This is a genomic window from Rhodococcus cerastii, from assembly GCF_033042195.1.
Taxonomy (GTDB): Bacteria; Actinomycetota; Actinomycetes; order Mycobacteriales; family Mycobacteriaceae; genus Rhodococcoides.
In genome coordinates this window covers 264873-282547 of the sequence record NZ_JAWLKF010000004.1, presented here as the reverse complement: position 1 = coordinate 282547, position 17675 = coordinate 264873, and the positions used below count along the sequence as shown (strand labels likewise).

14 protein-coding genes, 2 tRNA genes and 1 pseudogene are annotated in these 17675 nt (G+C 64.1%); 14 read left to right on the top strand and 3 right to left on the bottom strand.

The features are described from left to right. The first annotated feature begins 102 nt into the window (after positions 1–102). The 10 genes and pseudogenes from R3P93_RS10680 (at position 103) to R3P93_RS10635 (ending at position 13248) form a co-directional block, all read left to right on the top strand. A pseudogene (locus tag R3P93_RS10680) lies at positions 103–1054 on the top strand (metal-dependent hydrolase). A gap of 32 nt (positions 1055–1086) precedes the next feature. After that, positions 1087–2184 (top strand): PDR/VanB family oxidoreductase, encoded by a 1098-nt coding sequence (locus R3P93_RS10675; protein ID WP_394855287.1) that lies wholly within the window; start codon positions 1087–1089, stop codon positions 2182–2184. A gap of 257 nt (positions 2185–2441) precedes the next feature. Continuing rightward, on the top strand, positions 2442–4484 hold the full coding sequence (gyrB, locus tag R3P93_RS10670) for a DNA topoisomerase (ATP-hydrolyzing) subunit B (protein WP_094638409.1): 2043 nt from the start codon (positions 2442–2444) through the stop codon (positions 4482–4484). Between the two features lie 68 nt (positions 4485–4552). Further along, on the top strand, positions 4553–7096 hold the full coding sequence (gene gyrA, locus R3P93_RS10665) for a DNA gyrase subunit A (protein ID WP_068047539.1): 2544 nt from the start codon (positions 4553–4555) through the stop codon (positions 7094–7096). Next, the gene (locus R3P93_RS10660) at positions 7097–8482 is read left to right on the top strand and encodes a DUF3566 domain-containing protein (protein ID WP_317532988.1); all 1386 of its coding nucleotides are present in this window, start codon (positions 7097–7099) and stop codon (positions 8480–8482) included. Between the two features lie 109 nt (positions 8483–8591). After that, a tRNA-Ile gene (locus R3P93_RS10655) sits at positions 8592–8665 on the top strand. Positions 8666–8856: 191 nt separating this feature from the next. Further along, a tRNA-Ala gene (locus tag R3P93_RS10650) sits at positions 8857–8929 on the top strand. Positions 8930–9342: 413 nt separating this feature from the next. After that, on the top strand, positions 9343–10293 hold the full coding sequence (locus tag R3P93_RS10645) for an acyl-ACP desaturase (RefSeq protein WP_317532987.1): 951 nt from the start codon (positions 9343–9345) through the stop codon (positions 10291–10293). A 205-nt stretch (positions 10294–10498) separates the two neighbouring features. Continuing rightward, positions 10499–11497, top strand: coding sequence for a GGDEF domain-containing protein (locus R3P93_RS10640; protein ID WP_256980792.1), 999 nt, complete (start codon positions 10499–10501; stop codon positions 11495–11497). Between the two features lie 119 nt (positions 11498–11616). Then, positions 11617–13248 (top strand): alpha/beta hydrolase, encoded by a 1632-nt coding sequence (locus tag R3P93_RS10635; protein ID WP_317532986.1) that lies wholly within the window; start codon positions 11617–11619, stop codon positions 13246–13248. Here the strand turns inward: R3P93_RS10635 and R3P93_RS10630 are convergent. Continuing rightward, complete coding sequence (locus tag R3P93_RS10630; protein WP_269596384.1) at positions 13243–13623, bottom strand: hypothetical protein; 381 nt, start codon at positions 13621–13623, stop codon at positions 13243–13245. The genes R3P93_RS10635 and R3P93_RS10630 overlap by 6 nt on opposite strands. Before the next feature lie 94 nt (positions 13624–13717). Between R3P93_RS10630 and R3P93_RS10625 the strand changes: the two genes are divergently transcribed. Further along, complete coding sequence (locus tag R3P93_RS10625) at positions 13718–14254, top strand: peptidylprolyl isomerase (RefSeq protein WP_149408198.1); 537 nt, start codon at positions 13718–13720, stop codon at positions 14252–14254. Positions 14255–14278: 24 nt separating this feature from the next. Continuing rightward, on the top strand, positions 14279–15208 hold the full coding sequence (locus R3P93_RS10620) for a rhomboid family intramembrane serine protease (protein ID WP_269596383.1): 930 nt from the start codon (positions 14279–14281) through the stop codon (positions 15206–15208). 76 nt (positions 15209–15284) lie between these two features. Here the strand turns inward: R3P93_RS10620 and R3P93_RS10615 are convergent, their stop codons facing one another. Beyond that, positions 15285–15770 (bottom strand): PH domain-containing protein, encoded by a 486-nt coding sequence (locus R3P93_RS10615; protein ID WP_094638415.1) that lies wholly within the window; start codon positions 15768–15770, stop codon positions 15285–15287. 36 nt (positions 15771–15806) lie between these two features. After that, the gene (gene crgA, locus R3P93_RS10610; RefSeq protein ID WP_032396997.1) at positions 15807–16070 is read right to left on the bottom strand and encodes a cell division protein CrgA; all 264 of its coding nucleotides are present in this window, start codon (positions 16068–16070) and stop codon (positions 15807–15809) included. 203 nt (positions 16071–16273) lie between these two features. On the opposite strand from crgA, the gene R3P93_RS10605 reads away from it, so the two are divergent. Together R3P93_RS10605 and R3P93_RS10600 are read left to right on the top strand one after the other, a co-directional pair. Continuing rightward, entirely contained in the window at positions 16274–17020 is a 747-nt protein-coding gene (locus R3P93_RS10605; protein ID WP_269596382.1) for a DUF881 domain-containing protein, read from the top strand. A gap of 13 nt (positions 17021–17033) precedes the next feature. Next, positions 17034–17675 (top strand): aminodeoxychorismate/anthranilate synthase component II, encoded by a 642-nt coding sequence (locus R3P93_RS10600; RefSeq protein ID WP_269596381.1) that lies wholly within the window; start codon positions 17034–17036, stop codon positions 17673–17675.

The window sequence follows — 17675 nt, the reverse complement described above, 5'->3', positions numbered from 1 at the left end:
GGTCCAGGTGATCCTCAACAGATGTTGGGGCCAGTGTTGCTGTGACATGGTCGATGTGCGTAGCGTGATTCGCGACACTCAGCGGTCGGGGGATCGATGAAGATGTTCTACGCGGCCATCGGACGAGGAGAAGTTGTGTCTGCACCAACGAAGAAGGCATCGACAGCGGCCGTCGATGTCGACGGGACCCCCGAAGACCGAGTCGTTCTCCATGCCCGGAATGTCGAGTTCGGACTGGAAGTCCCTGCCGTTGCACTACATGGACGGCAATCCGCTCGCGACGCACCTGATCAACGTGATGCACCTGCTCCTGCCCGAGGGCGAGGAATGGTTCGTGCGCACCTTCAAGGAAGCGTTGCCGCTGATCCACGACGATCACCTGCGCGACGACGTCATCGGGTTCATCGGCCAGGAAGCCATGCACGCCCAGGCACACACCGATGTCCACGATCAGCTTCGGGCACACGGCATCGATGTCGACCCGTACGTCGATCAGATGAAGTTCCTGTTCGGCCGCGCGCTCGGCAACAGGTCCGGTCACGGTCAGAACAGTCTGGTCGAACGTCTCGCCCTCATCGCTGCCGCAGAACACCTGACCGCCTTCCTGGGCGATTGGGTACTCAATGCCTCGGAGTTGGACGAGGCCGACGTCGACCCGATCATGCTGGATCTGCTGCGGTGGCACGGAGCCGAGGAGGTCGAGCATCGATCGGTGGCCTACGAGGTGATGCGGTACTTCGACGTCCGCCCGGCCCGCCGTATTCGTACCTACGTCGTCATCGCGCCCACGTTGGTGTGGTTCTGGACCCGCGGTGTTCGTTTTCTGATGAGCCAGGATCCGACGCTGGCGCACCTGCCACCCAAGCAGCGCACACCGTCGTTCCGAGAATTTCGTCGAGTTGCCCATGCCGGCCTGTTCCCGACCCCGATGTCGATGGTGAAGGCGTCGTTGCGTTACTTCAAGCGCACCTACCACCCTTCCCAGGAAGGTTCGACGGCGCAGGCAGTGCAGTATCTGGCCACCTCACCGGCAGCTCGGTCCGCCGATCGATGACCAAACGCACGTTGCGGAGCAAGCTCGGCGCAATGGCACAGATGGTGGACTCGTTCCGGGCGGGACGCACCATTCCGAAGAATCTGTACGGCCGCGACGAGCCCGATCAGACCGTGTCACTGGTGACCGATGCGCTCGACAAATGGTTCGCTCTGCTCGACGGTGACGACTACGACGCGTCGTTCGCTGCGCCGCCCGTGGCTCGCACCCGGTTGCTGACGTTGGTCGCGCGCGAGGTGCTGTGCGTCGACGAGCAAGTGGTCCAACTGACCTTCTCGGCCGCCGACGGTGAGGTGCTGCCCGCGTGGGCACCGGGAATGCATCTGGACTTCTATCTCCCGTCCGGACGCCGTCGGCAGTACTCGTTGTGTGGGCAGCCGAATGCCGACTCGTACTCCATCGCGGTGCGCTTGGTTCCCGACGGCGGGGGTGGGTCGCGTGAGATGCACGATCTGCAGGTCGGCACCGAGCTCGCAATTCGCGGTCCGCGCAACGGTTTTCCGTTCGTGCAGTCCGAGCACGCCGTCTTCGTGGCCGGCGGAATCGGCATCACAGCCATCATCCCGATGGTGCGTCGTGCTCGGGAGACGGGGATGGATTGGCATCTCGTCTACTGCGGCCGCTCACGTGAATCGATGCCGTTCCTCGACGAGATCGCCGGCTGGGACGCCGACCGCGTGACGGTGCGGACCGACGATGTGGACGGCATGCCGTCGAGCATGGATCTGCTCGGTGCCGCGGCGCCCGGGGGGTCGGTCTACGTGTGCGGACCTCCGCCGATGATCGATCTGGTTCGGGCGTCGTTCGACTCGTTGCCGGCAACGCATCTGCACTTCGAGCGTTTCTCACCGCCGCCGGTGAAGAACGGTGCCGAGTTCGAGGTGCAGCTCGTCGATTCCGGACAGATCATCGCAGTGGCTCCGGACGAGACTGCGTTGCATGCCATTCGGCGTTTGAGGCCCGATGTGGCGTACTCCTGCCAGCAGGGGTTCTGCGGGACGTGTCGCGTTCGAGTACTCAGCGGAACACCGCAGCATCGGGAGAACCGACTCACCGCCGAGGAGCAGGAACACGAGATGTTGATCTGTGTGTCCCGTTCCGAGGGTGAACGGATCGTGCTCGATCTCTAGCCGAGCCGCCGCATTTACCCTTCATCTTTGTCGCCCGGCACCCTGAAAATGCGCCTGTGAAGCAATCAGAGGCCTTTTAGGGGTGTCATCGTGCCCATGCTGTCGCAGGCAACCAGTACTATGGACCGGTACGACATCAAGCCCGGAACAACGCATGGACCCGGGCGCGGCCGGAATCGACTGCGCTCGCCCCTGCGGTAGCACCCTGTCGGGGTGTGAGCGGGGTAGTGGACGCGTAGAAGGAGAACCAGCTAACCGTGGCTGCCCAGAAGTCAGGTAACAACGAGAACAGCAAGGATTACGGCGCTTCGTCCATCACGGTCCTCGAGGGCCTGGAGGCGGTTCGTAAAAGGCCCGGTATGTACATCGGTTCCACCGGTGAACGAGGCCTGCATCACCTGATCTGGGAGGTCGTCGACAACTCCGTCGACGAGGCCATGGCCGGTTATGCCTCCACCGTCGGCGTCACCATTCACGTGGACGGCAGTGTCGAGGTCACCGACGACGGTCGAGGAATTCCCGTCGCCATGCACTCGTCCGGCGTCCCCACTGTCGAGGTCGTCATGACCCAGCTGCATGCCGGCGGCAAGTTCGACTCCGATTCGTACGCGGTGTCCGGCGGACTGCACGGTGTCGGTATCTCGGTGGTCAATGCCCTCTCGACCAAGGTCGAACTGCAGATCGCGCGTGACGGTCACCGCTACACCCAGACCTACGACTACGCCAAGCCCGGACCGCTCGAAACCGTCGGGAACACCGACGAGACCGGCACCACCGTCCGCTTCTGGGCCGACGGCAAGATCTTCGAGACTCTCGACTACAGCTTCGAGACCGTGCACCGCCGCCTGCAGGAGATGGCGTTCCTGAACAAGGGGCTGACCATCAACTTCACCGACGAGCGAGTGGCCGCGACCGACGCCACCGAGGAGGAATTGGGCGAGACCGCCGAGGCTCCCAAGACCGCCGAGGAAGAGCAGGCCGATGCGGCCAACGCGAAGCCGGCCAAGGTCCGCAAGCGGACGTACCACTACCCCGACGGCTTGGTCGACTTCGTCAAGCACATCAACCGCACCAAGACCGCGATCCACAACTCGGTCGTGGGCTTCACCGGCAAGGGTGAAGGCCACGAGGTCGAGATCGCGATGCAGTGGAACGCCGGTTACTCCGAGTCGGTGCACACCTTCGCCAACACCATCAACACGCACGAGGGCGGTACCCACGAAGAGGGCTTCCGCACCGCGTTGACCTCGACGGTGAACAAGTACGCCCTCGAGAAGAAGCTGGTCAAGGAAAAAGACATCAAGCTGACCGGCGACGACATTCGTGAGGGCCTCGCCGCGGTCATTTCGGTCCGAGTCGGTGAGCCGCAGTTCGAGGGTCAGACCAAGACCAAGCTCGGCAACACCGAGATCCGATCGTTCGTCCTCAAGGCCTGCAACGAGCACCTCTCGCACTGGTTCGAGTCGAACCCGGCCGACGCCAAGACGATCATCAACAAGGCAGTCTCCTCCGCGCAGGCCCGCATGGCTGCGCGTAAGGCGCGAGAGATGGTGCGCCGCAAGAGCGCAACCGATATCGGTGGTCTCCCCGGCAAGCTCGCCGACTGCCGATCCAACGACCCGAGCAAGTCCGAGATCTACATCGTGGAGGGCGACTCCGCAGGCGGCTCGGCCAAATCCGGACGCGACTCGATGTTCCAGGCGATCCTGCCGCTGCGCGGAAAGATCATCAACGTCGAGAAGGCTCGCATCGACCGCGTCCTCAAGAACAACGAGGTCCAGGCGATCATCACCGCCTTCGGAACCGGCATCCACGACGAATTCGACATCACCAAGCTGCGTTATCACAAGATCGTGCTGATGGCCGACGCCGACGTCGACGGTCAGCACATCTCGACGCTTCTGATGACTCTGCTGTTCCGGTTCATGCGTCCCTTGATCGAGAACGGTCACGTCTACCTCGCCATGCCGCCGCTGTACAAGCTCAAGTGGAGCCGCGGTGAACCGGACTTCGCCTACTCCGATCGTGAACGCGACGGACTGCTCGAGGCCGGCATCGCCAACAAGCGCAAGATCAACGTCGAGGACGGTGTCCAGCGCTACAAGGGCCTCGGCGAGATGAACGCCAAGGAGCTGTGGGAAACCACGATGGACCCGGCTGTGCGAGTGCTGCGCCTGGTCACCCTCGACGACGCGGCCGCGGCCGACGAACTGTTCAGCGTCCTGATGGGCGAGGACGTCTCCGCACGCCGAAGCTTCATTGCCCGCAACGCGAAAGATGTTCGCTTTCTTGACGTTTAGTCACTTCCCTTCACGCACCGATGAGGTTTCTCGGTGCGTGGAGGTGACCGTTTCTCGAGGAGATTTGCATGTCTGACATCACCGAACCGCCGGTAGGACCCCCGCCGGGTTCGACCACCAACGCCGAGGGTGGAGACCGGATCGATCCGGTCGACATCCAGCAGGAAATGCAGCGTAGTTACATCGATTACGCCATGAGCGTCATCGTCGGTCGTGCCCTGCCCGAGGTGCGTGACGGACTCAAGCCGGTGCACCGTCGCGTCCTGTACGCGATGTACGACTCGGGCTTCCGCCCCGACCGCAGCTACGTCAAATCCGCACGCCCCGTTGCCGAAACGATGGGTAACTACCATCCCCACGGCGACACCTCGATCTACGACGCACTGGTGCGTCTGGCTCAGCCGTGGTCGATGCGGTACCCACTCGTCGACGGCCAGGGCAACTTCGGTTCGCGTGGCAACGACGGTGCCGCAGCCATGCGATACACCGAAGCCCGGTTGACCCCGCTGGCGATGGAGATGCTGCGCGACATCGACGAGGAAACCGTCGACTTCATCCCCAACTACGACGGCAAAACCCAAGAGCCGACGGTACTTCCGTCGCGCGTGCCGAACCTGTTGATGAACGGCTCCAACGGCATTGCCGTCGGTATGGCCACCAACATCCCGCCGCACAATCTTCGCGAACTGGGCGATGCGGTGTTCTGGGCCCTGGACAACTTCGAGGCCGACGAGGAAGCAACCCTCGCCGCGTGCATGGAACGCGTCAAGGGCCCAGACTTCCCCACCCACGGACTCATCGTCGGCGGCCAGGGTATCCAGGACGCGTACTCGACCGGTCGCGGCTCCATCCGGATGCGCGGCGTCGTCGAGATCGAAGAGGACTCCAACGGTCGCACCACGATCGTCATCACCGAGCTGCCGTACCAGGTCAACCCGGACAACCTGATCACCTCGATCGCCGAGCAGGTACGCGACGGCAAGATGTCCGGTATCTCCAAGATCGACGACGAGTCGTCCGACCGAGTCGGTATGCGCATCGTCGTCACGATCAAGCGCGACGCGGTCGCGAAGGTCGTGCTCAACAACCTCTACAAGCACTCGCAGCTGCAGACGAGCTTCGGCGCGAACATGCTCTCCATCGTCGACGGCGTACCGCGCACCCTTCGCCTCGATCAGATGATTCGCTTCTACGTCACCCACCAACTCGACGTGATCGTTCGGCGTACTCGGTACCGGCTGCGCAGAGCGGAGGAGCGGGCTCACATTCTGCGTGGCCTGGTCAAGGCTCTCGACGCACTCGACGAGGTCATCGCGCTCATCCGTGCGTCGCAGACGGTGGATCTCGCCAAGCAGGGCTTGATCGACCTGCTCGACATCGACGAGATTCAGGCCCAGGCGATCCTCGACATGCAGCTGCGGCGCCTCGCAGCTCTCGAGCGTCAGAAGATCATCGACGAGTTGGCAGAACTCGAACGCACCATCGCAGACCTGCAGGACATTCTGGCCAAGCCGGAGCGACAGCGACAGATCGTGCGGGACGAGCTCGCCGAGATCGTCGAGAAGTTCGGCGACGACCGTCGCACGCGCATCATCGCCGCCGACGGGGACGTCAACGACGAGGATCTGATCGCGCGGGAGAACGTGGTCGTCACGATCACCGAGACCGGATACGCCAAGCGCACAAGAACCGACCTCTACCGCTCGCAGAAGCGCGGCGGCAAGGGAGTGATGGGAGCGGGCCTCAAGCAGGACGACATCGTCAGCAAGTTCTTCGTCTGCTCGACGCACGACTGGATCCTGTTCTTCACCACCAAAGGTCGCGTCTACCGGGCCAAGGCCTACGAGCTGCCCGAGGCGAACCGAACCGCTCGCGGTCAGCACGTTGCGAACTTGCTCGCCTTCCAGCCGGACGAACGCATCGCCCAGGTCATCCAGATCAAGACCTACGAGGATGCCCCCTACCTGGTGCTCGCCACCAAGGGTGGTCTCGTCAAGAAGTCGCGTCTGACGGATTTCGATTCCAACCGCAGCGGCGGCATCGTCGCGGTCAATCTGCGCGGCGACGACGAGTTGGTCGGCGCGGTTCTCGCATCCTCGGACGACGATCTGCTGCTGGTCTCGGCGCAGGGTCAGTCCATCCGGTTCTCGGCCACCGACGAGGTACTGCGCCCGATGGGTCGCGCCACCTCGGGTGTGCAGGGCATGAGATTCAACGGCGAGGACGCGTTGCTCTCGCTCAACGTCGTCAGCGAGAACAAGTTCTTGCTGGTCGCGACGTCGGGTGGCTATTCCAAGCGCACCGCGATGGAGGATTACCCGCAGCAGGGCCGCGGCGGAAAGGGAGTGCTGACAATCCAGTACGACCCGAAGCGTGGCACGCTGGTGGGAGCTCTCATCGTCGACGACGAGGACGAGCTGTACGCCATCACGTCCAGTGGTGGTGTGATCCGGACCGCTGCCAAGCAGGTTCGGAAGGCCGGCCGACAAACCAAGGGCGTGCGGTTGATGAATCTCGGTGAAGGCGACACCCTGCTCGCGATCGCGCGCAACGCCGACGAGATCGAACCGGATTCTCTGGGCACCGAAGACGATGCAGCGAAGGAGTCGTAAGTGAGCACTCCCAACCGGCCTGGTAGCAGGCCCGGCCCCAGCGGTGGACCGGACAGCCGGGAAGCCGAGCAGCCCGCGCGTCCCGCGCCGCCCGAGGGAGCTCGCCCGGGCAGCCGCCCGCAGCCGGCCAATCGTCCCGCGCCTGCCGCGGGCCGTGGCCCGGCACCGCAAGGTGGTGCTCGCCCTCCGATCCGACCGGCACCGGGAAATCCGAACGGTCCGGCACGCCCGGCTCAGGGACCCCCGCCCCCGCAGCGACCGCCTGCACCTCAGGGACCGCCGGGGGCTTCCCCGCAACGTCCGCCTGCACCCCAGCAGGGACAGGCTCCTGCCGGTCAGTCCCAGCCGCCGCAGGCTCCCGGCCGTCAGCCAGGTCCGGGTCAGCAGGCTCCCGGACGGCCCGTCGGTCCGCCGCCGAACGGCCAACCGCCGCAGCGGCAGGCACCGGCCGGTCAAGCTCCTCGGCAGGCAGCCCCGCAGCCCTCGGGACAGCAGCCCTCGCCCAACGAGACCGTCCGCACACCGCAGGTATCCGCCGACTCGGCTGCCACCGGTGACGGATCTCGTGCATCCGAGCCCGCTCGGGGTCAGGATCAGGCAGGTCCCGCAGCAACTCAGGCGATGCCGGCTCAACAGAACGACGATCCGCAGGCCGGCGCCGGAACGCCGCCCTGGCAGCGCGGAGCCGCCCAGCGGCCCGCATCGCAGGGGACGGACCGGCAGCAGCCGCAGAATCAGCCGCAGACCAACCTGTCCGGACGCGGAGCGGCACTGCCACCGAACGGTGAGTTCGATCGGACCGCTCGTACGGCCGCCGAGCCCACTCAGCGTGAGTCGACGGAGGACAAGACCGAACGGCGAGAAGCTGCCCGGTCGAAGGCTGCGGTCATCGACGGACCGACACGGCACATCGAACGCAAGGATCTGGCGAAGGACATGCCGGACCTGTCTGCCGTCCGGCACCCGGAGCCGTCCCAGTCCGAGCGCGCAGCACCGGCAGCCATCACGGCCGTGGCCAGTGCGGACGGCGACCCCCTGCGGGCGACCATTCAGATCCGCAAGATCGATCCCTGGTCGACGCTCAAGATCGCCCTCGTGATCGCTGTGTCACTGTTCTTCGTATGGATGGTGTCCGTCGGTTTGCTGTACGCCGTGCTCGACGGCATGGGCGTCTGGGAACGTCTCAACAGTGCGTTCACCGAGATCGTCAACGAATCCGGCGGCGGAGGACTCGTCAGCGCCGGGCAGGTGTTCGGCTACGCAGCGGTGATCGGTGTGATCAATGTCGTACTCTTCACCGCTCTCACCACCATCGGCGCCTTCATCTACAACCTGTCGTCGGACCTGGTCGGTGGCGTCGAAGTGACACTGGCAGACCGCGACTGACCTGCACCATCGAGAGCCGTATCGGGCCGTTTTGGAAGACAGCGGCCCGATACGGTAATCTCATCCCTCGGTTCGAGGAGAGCTTTTCTTCGGCCCGAAGTAGTGATGAGGGCCTATAGCTCAGGCGGTTAGAGCGCTTCCCTGATAAGGAAGAGGTCGGAGGTTCAAGTCCTCCTAGGCCCACACCGAACGAACGAAAAGAGGCAGGACATGAAAATCCTTCTTCTTGTCGCATCGGCGGTGATCGCAGTGCTGACAGTATCGAAGGTGCGCTCGCAGCGCAGCTCGGACGGCGTCTGGCACAGCATCCCCAACCGCGTGACAATCGCTCGGAGTGGACGTGTAGAGTTCGTCCACGATTACCGGCAACACCCGGGGCCTTAGCTCAGTTGGTAGAGCGCTGCCTTTGCAAGGCAGATGTCAGGAGTTCGAATCTCCTAGGCTCCACAAAGAAAAGGACGTCCACTTCGGTGGGCGTCCTTTTTCGTCTGTCCAGCCGACCCCCCATGTCCACTCGATGTGACATTGACCCCCGAAAAGTCCACTGAATGTGACATTGAGTGCCATCGGGTGCGCCGCGAGAACCCCCGGCCACTCAGCTTGACCGGTTGTGATTGGACCCAAGGCGATCTGTGTTTCGGCGCCCACATGTCCAGACAGTCGTCGGTTCGGTGTCGTATCGATGGTTCGGTCCTTAGCGTGGTCGCTGTGCAAGGACGTCGGTTCTCGGATCGACGTGAATGGTCGCGACGGCGCACCGCAGGGGGGTGTGCCGTCGTTCGATCTCGGCGGGCGGTGTTCGCCACTGTCTCGAATCGATCGGCGATTCGGGCATCTCGAATCTCGAAGGAGTCCCGCAGATGACGCGCGTTCTCGATCATGAAGAGCTGTTGAGGGAACTCGACGGCACGTTGGAAGCCAATTTGAATCGTCATCTGTCGATGGCGAAGGAATGGCATCCGCATGATTACGTTCCGTGGGATCTGGGTCGCAATTTCGCGGCGATGGGTGGGCAGGACTGGTCCCTCGAGCAGTCGTCGTTGTCGGAACTGGCGAGCACGGCGATGATCACCAATTTGCTCACCGAGGACAATCTGCCGTCGTATCACCGGGGGCTGGCAGACAATTTTTCGTTGGACGGTGCCTGGGGGACATGGGTGGGGCGCTGGACTGCGGAGGAGAACCGTCACGGCATCGTCATGCGCGATTATCTGGTGGTGACGCGTGCGGTGGATCCCGTCGAGTTGGAGCGCGCTCGAATGCACCACATGACGGTTGGTGTCGATGCGCCGATGGACGGTGCCAATTTCCTGCATTCGGTGGCGTATGTGACGTTCCAGGAGTTGGCGACACGGGTGTCGCATCGAAACACGGGACTGGCGTGCGGGGATCCGGTGGCGGATCGAATGTTGGCTCGTGTCGCTGCCGACGAGAACCTGCACATGATCTTCTATCGGAACCTCGGTGAGGCGTCGCTGGATCTGGTGCCCGATCAGATGGTTCGCGCCATCACCGATGTCGCGACCGACTTTCAGATGCCCGGCCTGAACATGCCCAATTTCCGCAAGAACGCGATGACCTTGGCCAAGCACGGGATCTACGATCTACGGCAGCATCTGGACGAGGTGTTGATGCCGGTCCTGCGCAAGTGGAAGATATTCGAGCGCAACGATTTCACGGGTGAGGGCGAGCGGGATCGCGATCGACTGGCAGCGTTCGTCGAGGACTTGGCCGAGAAGGCAACCAAGTTCGAGGAGTCCCGTGATCGACTACTTGCCAGGGAGGCAGCGCGCGCCGAGAAGGCGTCCTGACCTGCTGCGCTTTCGCTGGCCAGAGTCGTGATCGGGTCTCGGAGGTGTTAGAGTCCGGGCATCGTTGGGTCATGTGAGGCGATGGCCGTAGTGCGTGGGGAGGGCCGATGATGCCTGGGGGGTATCGGGTGAGTGGTGGTGTTCTCTTCGGTGAACGCTGCCTCCGATCGGCCAAATCATGGTCCTGCACGGTGGGAATCGACCGGTGAGCAGGCCTAGGTTCGACGAGTCCGGCCGCATGCTTGCCGTATTCGCTGCGGTCACGACGGTTCTCTACGCTGCCAGCGCGATTGCGTCGTGGTCGAATCTGACCGGTGCCCAGCAGGTTCTGGCCGCGTTGGCTCTGTTGCTGGGCCCGACGGCGATCGTGGTGTTGGCAAGGGCGGGTGTGCCGAGCCCCAAACAGGCGGTGGGGTTCGCGACCGCGTTGTCGGTGATGGCACTCGCCTGTGCGTTGGGCAGCAGCGACACCATGCCCGCGTTCTTGATCTGCGTCCAGGCGGCCATGTTCCTCGGTATGCACATAGGCGCGTTCTGGTCCGAACGCAGCGCAGGCATTTGGGTTGCCGTGCTTGCTGTTTCGGCGGTCATCGGAGCGGCGATCGCGCCGTACGGAACTCCGTTCATCAGTTACATCCTGGTGGCGCTCGGCATCGTCGGTGCGACGGAGGTCTTCGGTGTCTTCGCGCGTCGGATGCGCTATTCCGCGACGCACGATGCTTTGACCGGTCTGCTCAACAGGTTCGGGTTCGAATCCAAGATCGAGAAGATGTTGCCGGCGTGCGCGACTCGCGGATTGTCGGTCAGCCTCGCAGTGCTCGATCTCGACAATTTCAAGGAGATCAACGACGAGTACGGCCACATTGCCGGTGACGTCCTGCTCACTCGCGTCTCGAAGGCCTGGAAGGGGCAGCTGACCAAACGGGATGTTCTGGGTCGGCTCGGTGGAGACGAGTTCGTGTTGTTCATGCCGGGGGTTCTCGAGAAGGAGGCCTGGCAGATCATCGAGCGTCTGCGTCGGGCTCACCGCGCGGAGTGGAGCGTCGGATTGGCCTGCATGCCCGCGGGTCGCCGCTGGGGTGAGATCTATCGGGCAGCCGACGCCGATCTGTACCGGGCAAAGCGAAGCAGGCCGCCGAGGACCAGTCGGCCGTCCGATCCCGACGCCGGTTACAGCGGCCCCATTCGCAGAATTGCGCAGTAATCGTCACTCGACGCATCGTTGATCCCCAGATTTGATCCACAGGCTGGGGATAGATTTCCCGACGCGGTGCTTTTCTCGCGTTGACTCGTCGGAAACGACGACGCTGCGGGGGATACGCGATGGTCACTCTGAACGAATTCAGATCCTGGGACAGCCGCGTGCTGGTAGCGGCGTCCGACAGCCTGATGCACCGGTGGCGGGAGGTCGCCGCCGTGCACGACTCGGTCACCGACGACATCGTGGGAGACGGGTGTGCCGGTCCCGCGGCCGAGGCTGCGCGGGAGGCGATGAGACGTATCCGGTCGGATCTGGCAGACGCCGCAGCCGAGTTGCTTCGGATCGCGACATGCACCGCGGATGCCTCGATCGACATGGCCAGCTTGGTCGCTGCGCTTCGCTCGGTGGAGCGGACGGCGGCGGAGGAGCGATTCGCGGTCGCATCCGACGGCTCGGTGTTCGACCTTGCAGCGTCGTATTCGGTTGCGCTGGTGGACTTGTGGTCGACGATGCGCGAGCGACGGCGGTGCCGTGAGGAGCTCGCCGAACGAATCGCACAGCTGATTCGTACGGCCACGGATTTCGACGACATCCTTGCCCGACGCCTCGTCGGGGGAACCTCCGCAGCCTCCGTTGCGACGGCAGTTGCGGCTTGGGTGCCGCGCGACGGCACACCGGCGGCCAACGCTGCTTTCTGGAGCGCACTCTCGACTGCAGCCCGTACCAGGTTGTTGGTCGAACAGCCGGCGCTGATCGGCAATCTCGACGGCCTGCCGGGTCGGGTGCGTGACAGCGCAAATCGGCGGGTGTTGGCCGCAGAGCGTGTCCGCCTTCGCGCCGTCGAGGTAGAACTGCAGAAAGAGTTGTCCGACAACGTGTTCGGCGGCATTTTCAGCGACGCCGATGCCGGGCTCGAACAAACGCGCACTCGGTTGGCAGCACTCGATGCGATCGACGCGACGCTGGCGCTGGGGGCTCGGCAGCTCCTGGTCCTCGACAATTCCTCGTACGAGGAGACGATGGCGGCCGTCGCGGTGGGAGATGTCGACACGGCGACCCATGTCGCCGTGTTCGTGCCCGGTCTCGGCTCGACCGTGCACGGAAACCTTCCCCGCTACGACGGCGACATGGAGAACATCAAAAACACTGTGCAGCAGCTTGTTTCGAGAGATCCGGCGCAGTCTGCGGCTGCGGTGACCTGGCTGGACTACCAGGCACCTCAGCTCGGTTGGAGCTTGCTCGATCCGGACCGGACCGTGGCCTCGGGTGCGGCCGCGCAGGCAGGAGCGGATCGGTTGATCCCGTTCCTGAACGGTCTCGACGCTGCACGGGCGAGCGATCCGCATCTGTCGGTGTTGGCCCACTCGTACGGATCGCTCACCGCGGCAACTGCTCTTCGAGACGACACCGGGGTCGACGATTTCGTGGCTCTCGGTTCACCGGGACTCGGCACACACAGCCTCGCAGAGCTCCAGATTCCCGTCGGACATGTCTTCGCGGCGGAGGCCACGGGCGACATCGTCGCCGACATGGGTGCATTCGGCCGCGATCCAGGGGCGCTGGACGGAATCACTCTGCTGTCCACGGAGCAATCCGACAGTGCCGGCCGCTCGATCGGGCACAGCGACTATCTCAGCGAGGGCTCCGCCAGCGGCCACAACACGGCACTGGTCGTCGCCGACCGCAGCGCGGAGGCCGTGATCAGAACCAGGCCGGGTCTGATCGACCTACTGCAGAAGGTGCTGTACCTATGACGACGTGTCGTCGTAGTCGGCCAGGCTCGGCGGAACATCGGCGGGCGGCGGCACCTCGTTGCGACGGCGACCGAGGAAGAACACGACACCTCCCACGACGGCAGCAACGGCGCCGAACACCAGAACTCGTCGGGTCCGACGTGATCCCGAGTCGACCGTGACGAGCTCTCGGGTGCGATTCGCTTCGGCGATACGCTCCGCGGTCACTGCCCGCCGCTGCGCAGCCTGCTTGCGGGCCAGTCCGTAACCCTGTTTGGCCAGAAGCAGGCCGACTCCGGCCGGGCCCTTGCTCGCGGCGGATGCGGCGCCGAGCAGGGCGGACGCTGCGGTACCTGTGGTCGACCGAACCCGGTCGGGCTTCGTTGTGCTCGTCATACCCTCACTGTTCCACAACACGGCCCCGCTGAACCCTCCCGATACACCCGACTCGATGCCCGTTGTGAACTGCCCGATCACCCGAGATGGCACGATGGAGGGCGTGACTTCACCAAACAAGACCCAAACGGCCACGCTGCACACCAACCGCGGCGATATCGTCATCGAACTGTTCGGCAATCACGCCCCCAAGACCGTCGCGAACTTCGTCGGTCTCGCGGACGGATCCAAGGAGTACACGACTCAGAACGCGTCGGGTGCCAAGAGCGGACCGTTCTACGACGGCGCGGTCTTCCACCGCGTCATCGACGGCTTCATGATCCAGGGCGGCGACCCCACCGGCACCGGTGCAGGCGGACCGGGCTACAAGTTCGAGGACGAGTTCCACCCGGAGCTCTCCTTCGATCGCCCGTACCTGCTGGCCATGGCAAATGCCGGCCCCGGCACCAACGGCTCGCAGTTCTTCATCACCACCGGCAAGACCCCGCACCTCAACCGCAAGCACTCCATCTTCGGTGAGGTCACCGACGAGGCGTCGAAGAAGGTCGTCGACGCGATCTCGAGCACGCCGGTCGGCCGCGGAGATCGCCCGGTGGACGAGGTCGTCATCAACAACGTCACCATCGCTTGATCTGACCGAAGGACTTTCGACAAGATGACGAACCCCGGCTGGGGTGGCGCGTACGGCGACCAGCCCAACCCACCCCAGTCGGTGTGCGTCCGACATCCCGATCGCCCCACCGGCCTGGCCTGCTCGCGCTGCGGCAGGCCGGCGTGCCCGCAGTGTCTGCAGGCCGCCGCGGTCGGACAGCACTGTGTCGACTGCGTGCGAGAAGGCAACAAGAACGTCCGCACTGCGCAGACCGTCGCCGGTGCACCCATGGCACGGTCCGCCAAGACTCCGCTGACCTACGCCCTGATCGCCGTCAACGTGATCGTCTATGCCATCACGGTGGCGCAGTCCGGCGATCCGATGAACAACACTTCCGGATCCGAACTCGCCCGCGGTTGGGCTCTCAACAGCCTGCTCGTCGCCGACGGCGACGTGTTCCGCCTGATCGGCAGCGGCTTCGTTCACTACGGGCCGATACACCTGCTCGTGAACATGTTCGCGCTGTACATCATCGGCCGTGACGTGGAACTCGTGCTCGGTCGAACCCGCTACCTGGTCGTCTACTTCCTCTCCCTCCTCGGAGGAAGCGCGTCGGTGATGCTGCTGGAGAATCCCCTGACGCTCACCGTCGGCGCGTCCGGTGCAGTCTTCGGTCTACTGGGCGCACAGGCCGTGATCCTGCTACGGCTCAAGCGAAGCCCGGCACCCATCCTCGTCATCATCGCGGTGAACATCTTCATCAGCATCTCGATCCCCAGCATCTCGCTGTGGGGACATATGGGCGGTCTCGTCGCCGGAGCCGCCGCCACCGCCGGTCTGGTGTTCTTGTCCAACCGAACCCGAGACACGGGACAACAACGAACCAGGGCCGGCCTGTCCATGGCATGGCTCTCGGTCATCGCCGTCGCTCTGGTGTCCCTGGGCATCATCGCGATCCGTGTTCTCGACCTGCGCGCCCAGATGGGCCTCTAGCAAGTCCACTCGATGTGACATTGACCCCCGAAAAGTCCACTGAATGTCACATTGAGTGACCACGGGGGCCGGACGATCAGGTGTTGCGAGGCACCAAGCCGTGGGTTTCGAGTGCGTCGTATACGTCTCGAGGGTCGGTTCCGAGGTCCCATCTGCCGAAGATGATCAGTCGATCGTCGTCTTCGCCGGGTGGGCGGATGTCCAGTTCGAGCATCGGAACGCGTCGCCCCAGGCGTGGGTATTTCACGATTTTGACGCGCACGATGTCGTTGCGGGTGTAGGTGCGTAGGCCGCCGAGGCGTTTCATCACCAGTGTTCCGTCGTGGGTGATGGCCAGTCGGGGGCGTTGTGCGGCGGCGAGTGCGGCGATGATCCACATTCCGACGGCGGCGAGTCCGACGAGGAATGTTCCGGCTGCGTCGGTGGAGGAGAGTGCGGCTCCGATTCCGAGGGCGATTCCGCCTGCGACCAGGGCTGCGACGGCGATGAGGGGCGTCGCCCATCGCTGTTCGTACACACCCTGTGGATCGTTTTCAGAGTTATCCACAGGGTTTATCCACATTGGGGATGAATGACATCGATGTAACTCGGCAGGTTCTCAGCGCCACCGCATGGTCATGACGAGTCCGACGACCATGAACCCGAAGCCGATCAGGAAGTTGTAGGCGCCGAGGTTTCCGATGAAGGCGATGTCCTCGGAAGCCAGGTAGTAGACGATCAGCCACAGCAGCCCGACCAGCATGAATCCCAGCATCAGCACCACGTACCAGACCGGTGACGGTCCGGCGTTGACCTTGACCGGCGTACGGTTCGCCGGGTTGATCGTGTAGTCGTTCTTCTTCCGTACCTTCGACTTCGGCATTGCTTCCTCTTCGCGTTCGTGACGGCCCGCGGCACTGCGGCCGTACCTGTGGACAACTGACGATCGGAACCTGTGGATCGACGGGTGCCGCGCATCCCCAGGCTATTGTCGCCTGGAGGACCGTGACGGTCACCGACCCGGTTGCTGTACACGCTAACGCAGGTGAGCCCAGCACCGACCCACCGGACAAATTGCGAGCACCCGTGACACGACGATCGACTGCCCCCGCCGACACTCGTTGGTGGGTGCTCGCCGTCGCGGTGTGCGCTGTCGTCGGTCTGCTGCTCGGTACCACCAGACACGTTTCCGATGGCACCGAACTCCGTGGAGGGGACACCACCCGACTCGCCGACCTCGTCGATGCAGCTCAGAGCAGCAGCGTGGAGGCCGAGCGCAGCAGGGACACGCTCGAGCAGCAGGTCGAGTCCATTCAGCAGCGCACTGCGACCGGGGACACCGAGGTCGCCGACGCCCTGGCCCGCATCGATTCCCTGGCCGACGCTGCGGGACGCGAGGCCGCGTCCGGCGGCGGTGTGACCGTCACGATGGCGGACGCTCCCCGCGGTGCGGACGGTTCGTACGCCTCGGACGCGTCACCGGACGATCTGGTGGTCCATCAGGTCGATGTGCAGAGCGTGCTCAACGCGTTGTGGGCCGGTGGAGCGTCGGCGATCGCGATGCAGGATCAACGGCTGGTGGCCTCGTCGGCTCCGCGCTGCATCGGGAACACCCTTCTTCTCGGCGGGCGTACATACAGTCCGCCGTACGTGATGACGGCGATCGGGGATTCGGATCGGCTGCGCGCGGCGTTGAAGAACGAGCCGGGTGTGCGGTTGTACGAGCAGTACGCGCTGAGATACGGCCTCCGCTACGACGTCTCGGTGTCCGAGGACCTGTCGGTGCCCGCGTACTCCGAATCGGTGCGCATGCGGTATGCACAGCCTCGCTGAGTACGCTGTCCACATGCGTATTCTCGTCGTCGACAACTACGACAGCTTCGTCTTCAACCTCGTCCAGTACCTGGGTCAGTTGAATGCCGATGTCGAGGTCTGGCGCAACGACGACGAGCGCCTCACCGACCGCGATGCCGTCGCTGCCCGGTTCGACGGCGTTCTGCTCAGCCCGGGACCGGGCACGCCGCAGCGCGCAGGTGCCACGATGGATCTGGTCTCGGCCAGCGCTCGCACGAAGACGCCCCTGCTCGGGGTCTGTCTGGGCCATCAGGCGATCGGTGCAGCCTTCGGTGCAACCGTCGAGAAGGCCCCGGAGCTGCTGCACGGCAAGACGAGTCTGGTGCACCATTCGGGCGTCGGAGTTCTGGAGGGCATGAACGAGCCCTTCACCGCCACTCGCTACCACTCGCTGACCGTCCGGGAGGACACCATCCCGGCCGAACTCGAGATCATCGGGCGCACCGAATCGGGTCTGGTCATGGCGATGAGGCACACCGAGCTTCCGATTCACGGCGTCCAGTTCCACCCGGAGTCCATCCTCACCGAGGGCGGACACCGCATGCTGGCGAACTGGCTGACCGTCTGCGGAATGCCCACCGACCCCGGTCTCGTCGCCAAGCTCGAAGCTCAGGTCGCCGAGGCGTTCGCCTGA

Bases quoted from the DNA above. Each gene is read 5' to 3' on its own strand.
- crgA (WP_032396997.1), bottom strand. From the start codon at position 16,070: ATGCCGAAGTCGAAGGTACGGAAGAAGAACGACTACACGATCAACCCG.
- gyrA (WP_068047539.1), top strand. From the start codon at position 4,553: ATGTCTGACATCACCGAACCGCCGGTAGGACCCCCGCCGGGTTCGACC.
- R3P93_RS10635 (WP_317532986.1), top strand. From the start codon at position 11,617: ATGGTCACTCTGAACGAATTCAGATCCTGGGACAGCCGCGTGCTGGTA.
- R3P93_RS10620 (WP_269596383.1), top strand. From the start codon at position 14,279: ATGACGAACCCCGGCTGGGGTGGCGCGTACGGCGACCAGCCCAACCCA.
- R3P93_RS10600 (WP_269596381.1), top strand. From the start codon at position 17,034: ATGCGTATTCTCGTCGTCGACAACTACGACAGCTTCGTCTTCAACCTC.
- R3P93_RS10625 (WP_149408198.1), top strand. From the start codon at position 13,718: ATGGAGGGCGTGACTTCACCAAACAAGACCCAAACGGCCACGCTGCAC.
- R3P93_RS10615 (WP_094638415.1), bottom strand. From the start codon at position 15,770: ATGTGGATAAACCCTGTGGATAACTCTGAAAACGATCCACAGGGTGTG.
- R3P93_RS10630 (WP_269596384.1), bottom strand. From the start codon at position 13,623: ATGACGAGCACAACGAAGCCCGACCGGGTTCGGTCGACCACAGGTACC.
- R3P93_RS10675 (WP_394855287.1), top strand. From the start codon at position 1,087: ATGGCACAGATGGTGGACTCGTTCCGGGCGGGACGCACCATTCCGAAG.
- R3P93_RS10645 (WP_317532987.1), top strand. From the start codon at position 9,343: ATGACGCGCGTTCTCGATCATGAAGAGCTGTTGAGGGAACTCGACGGC.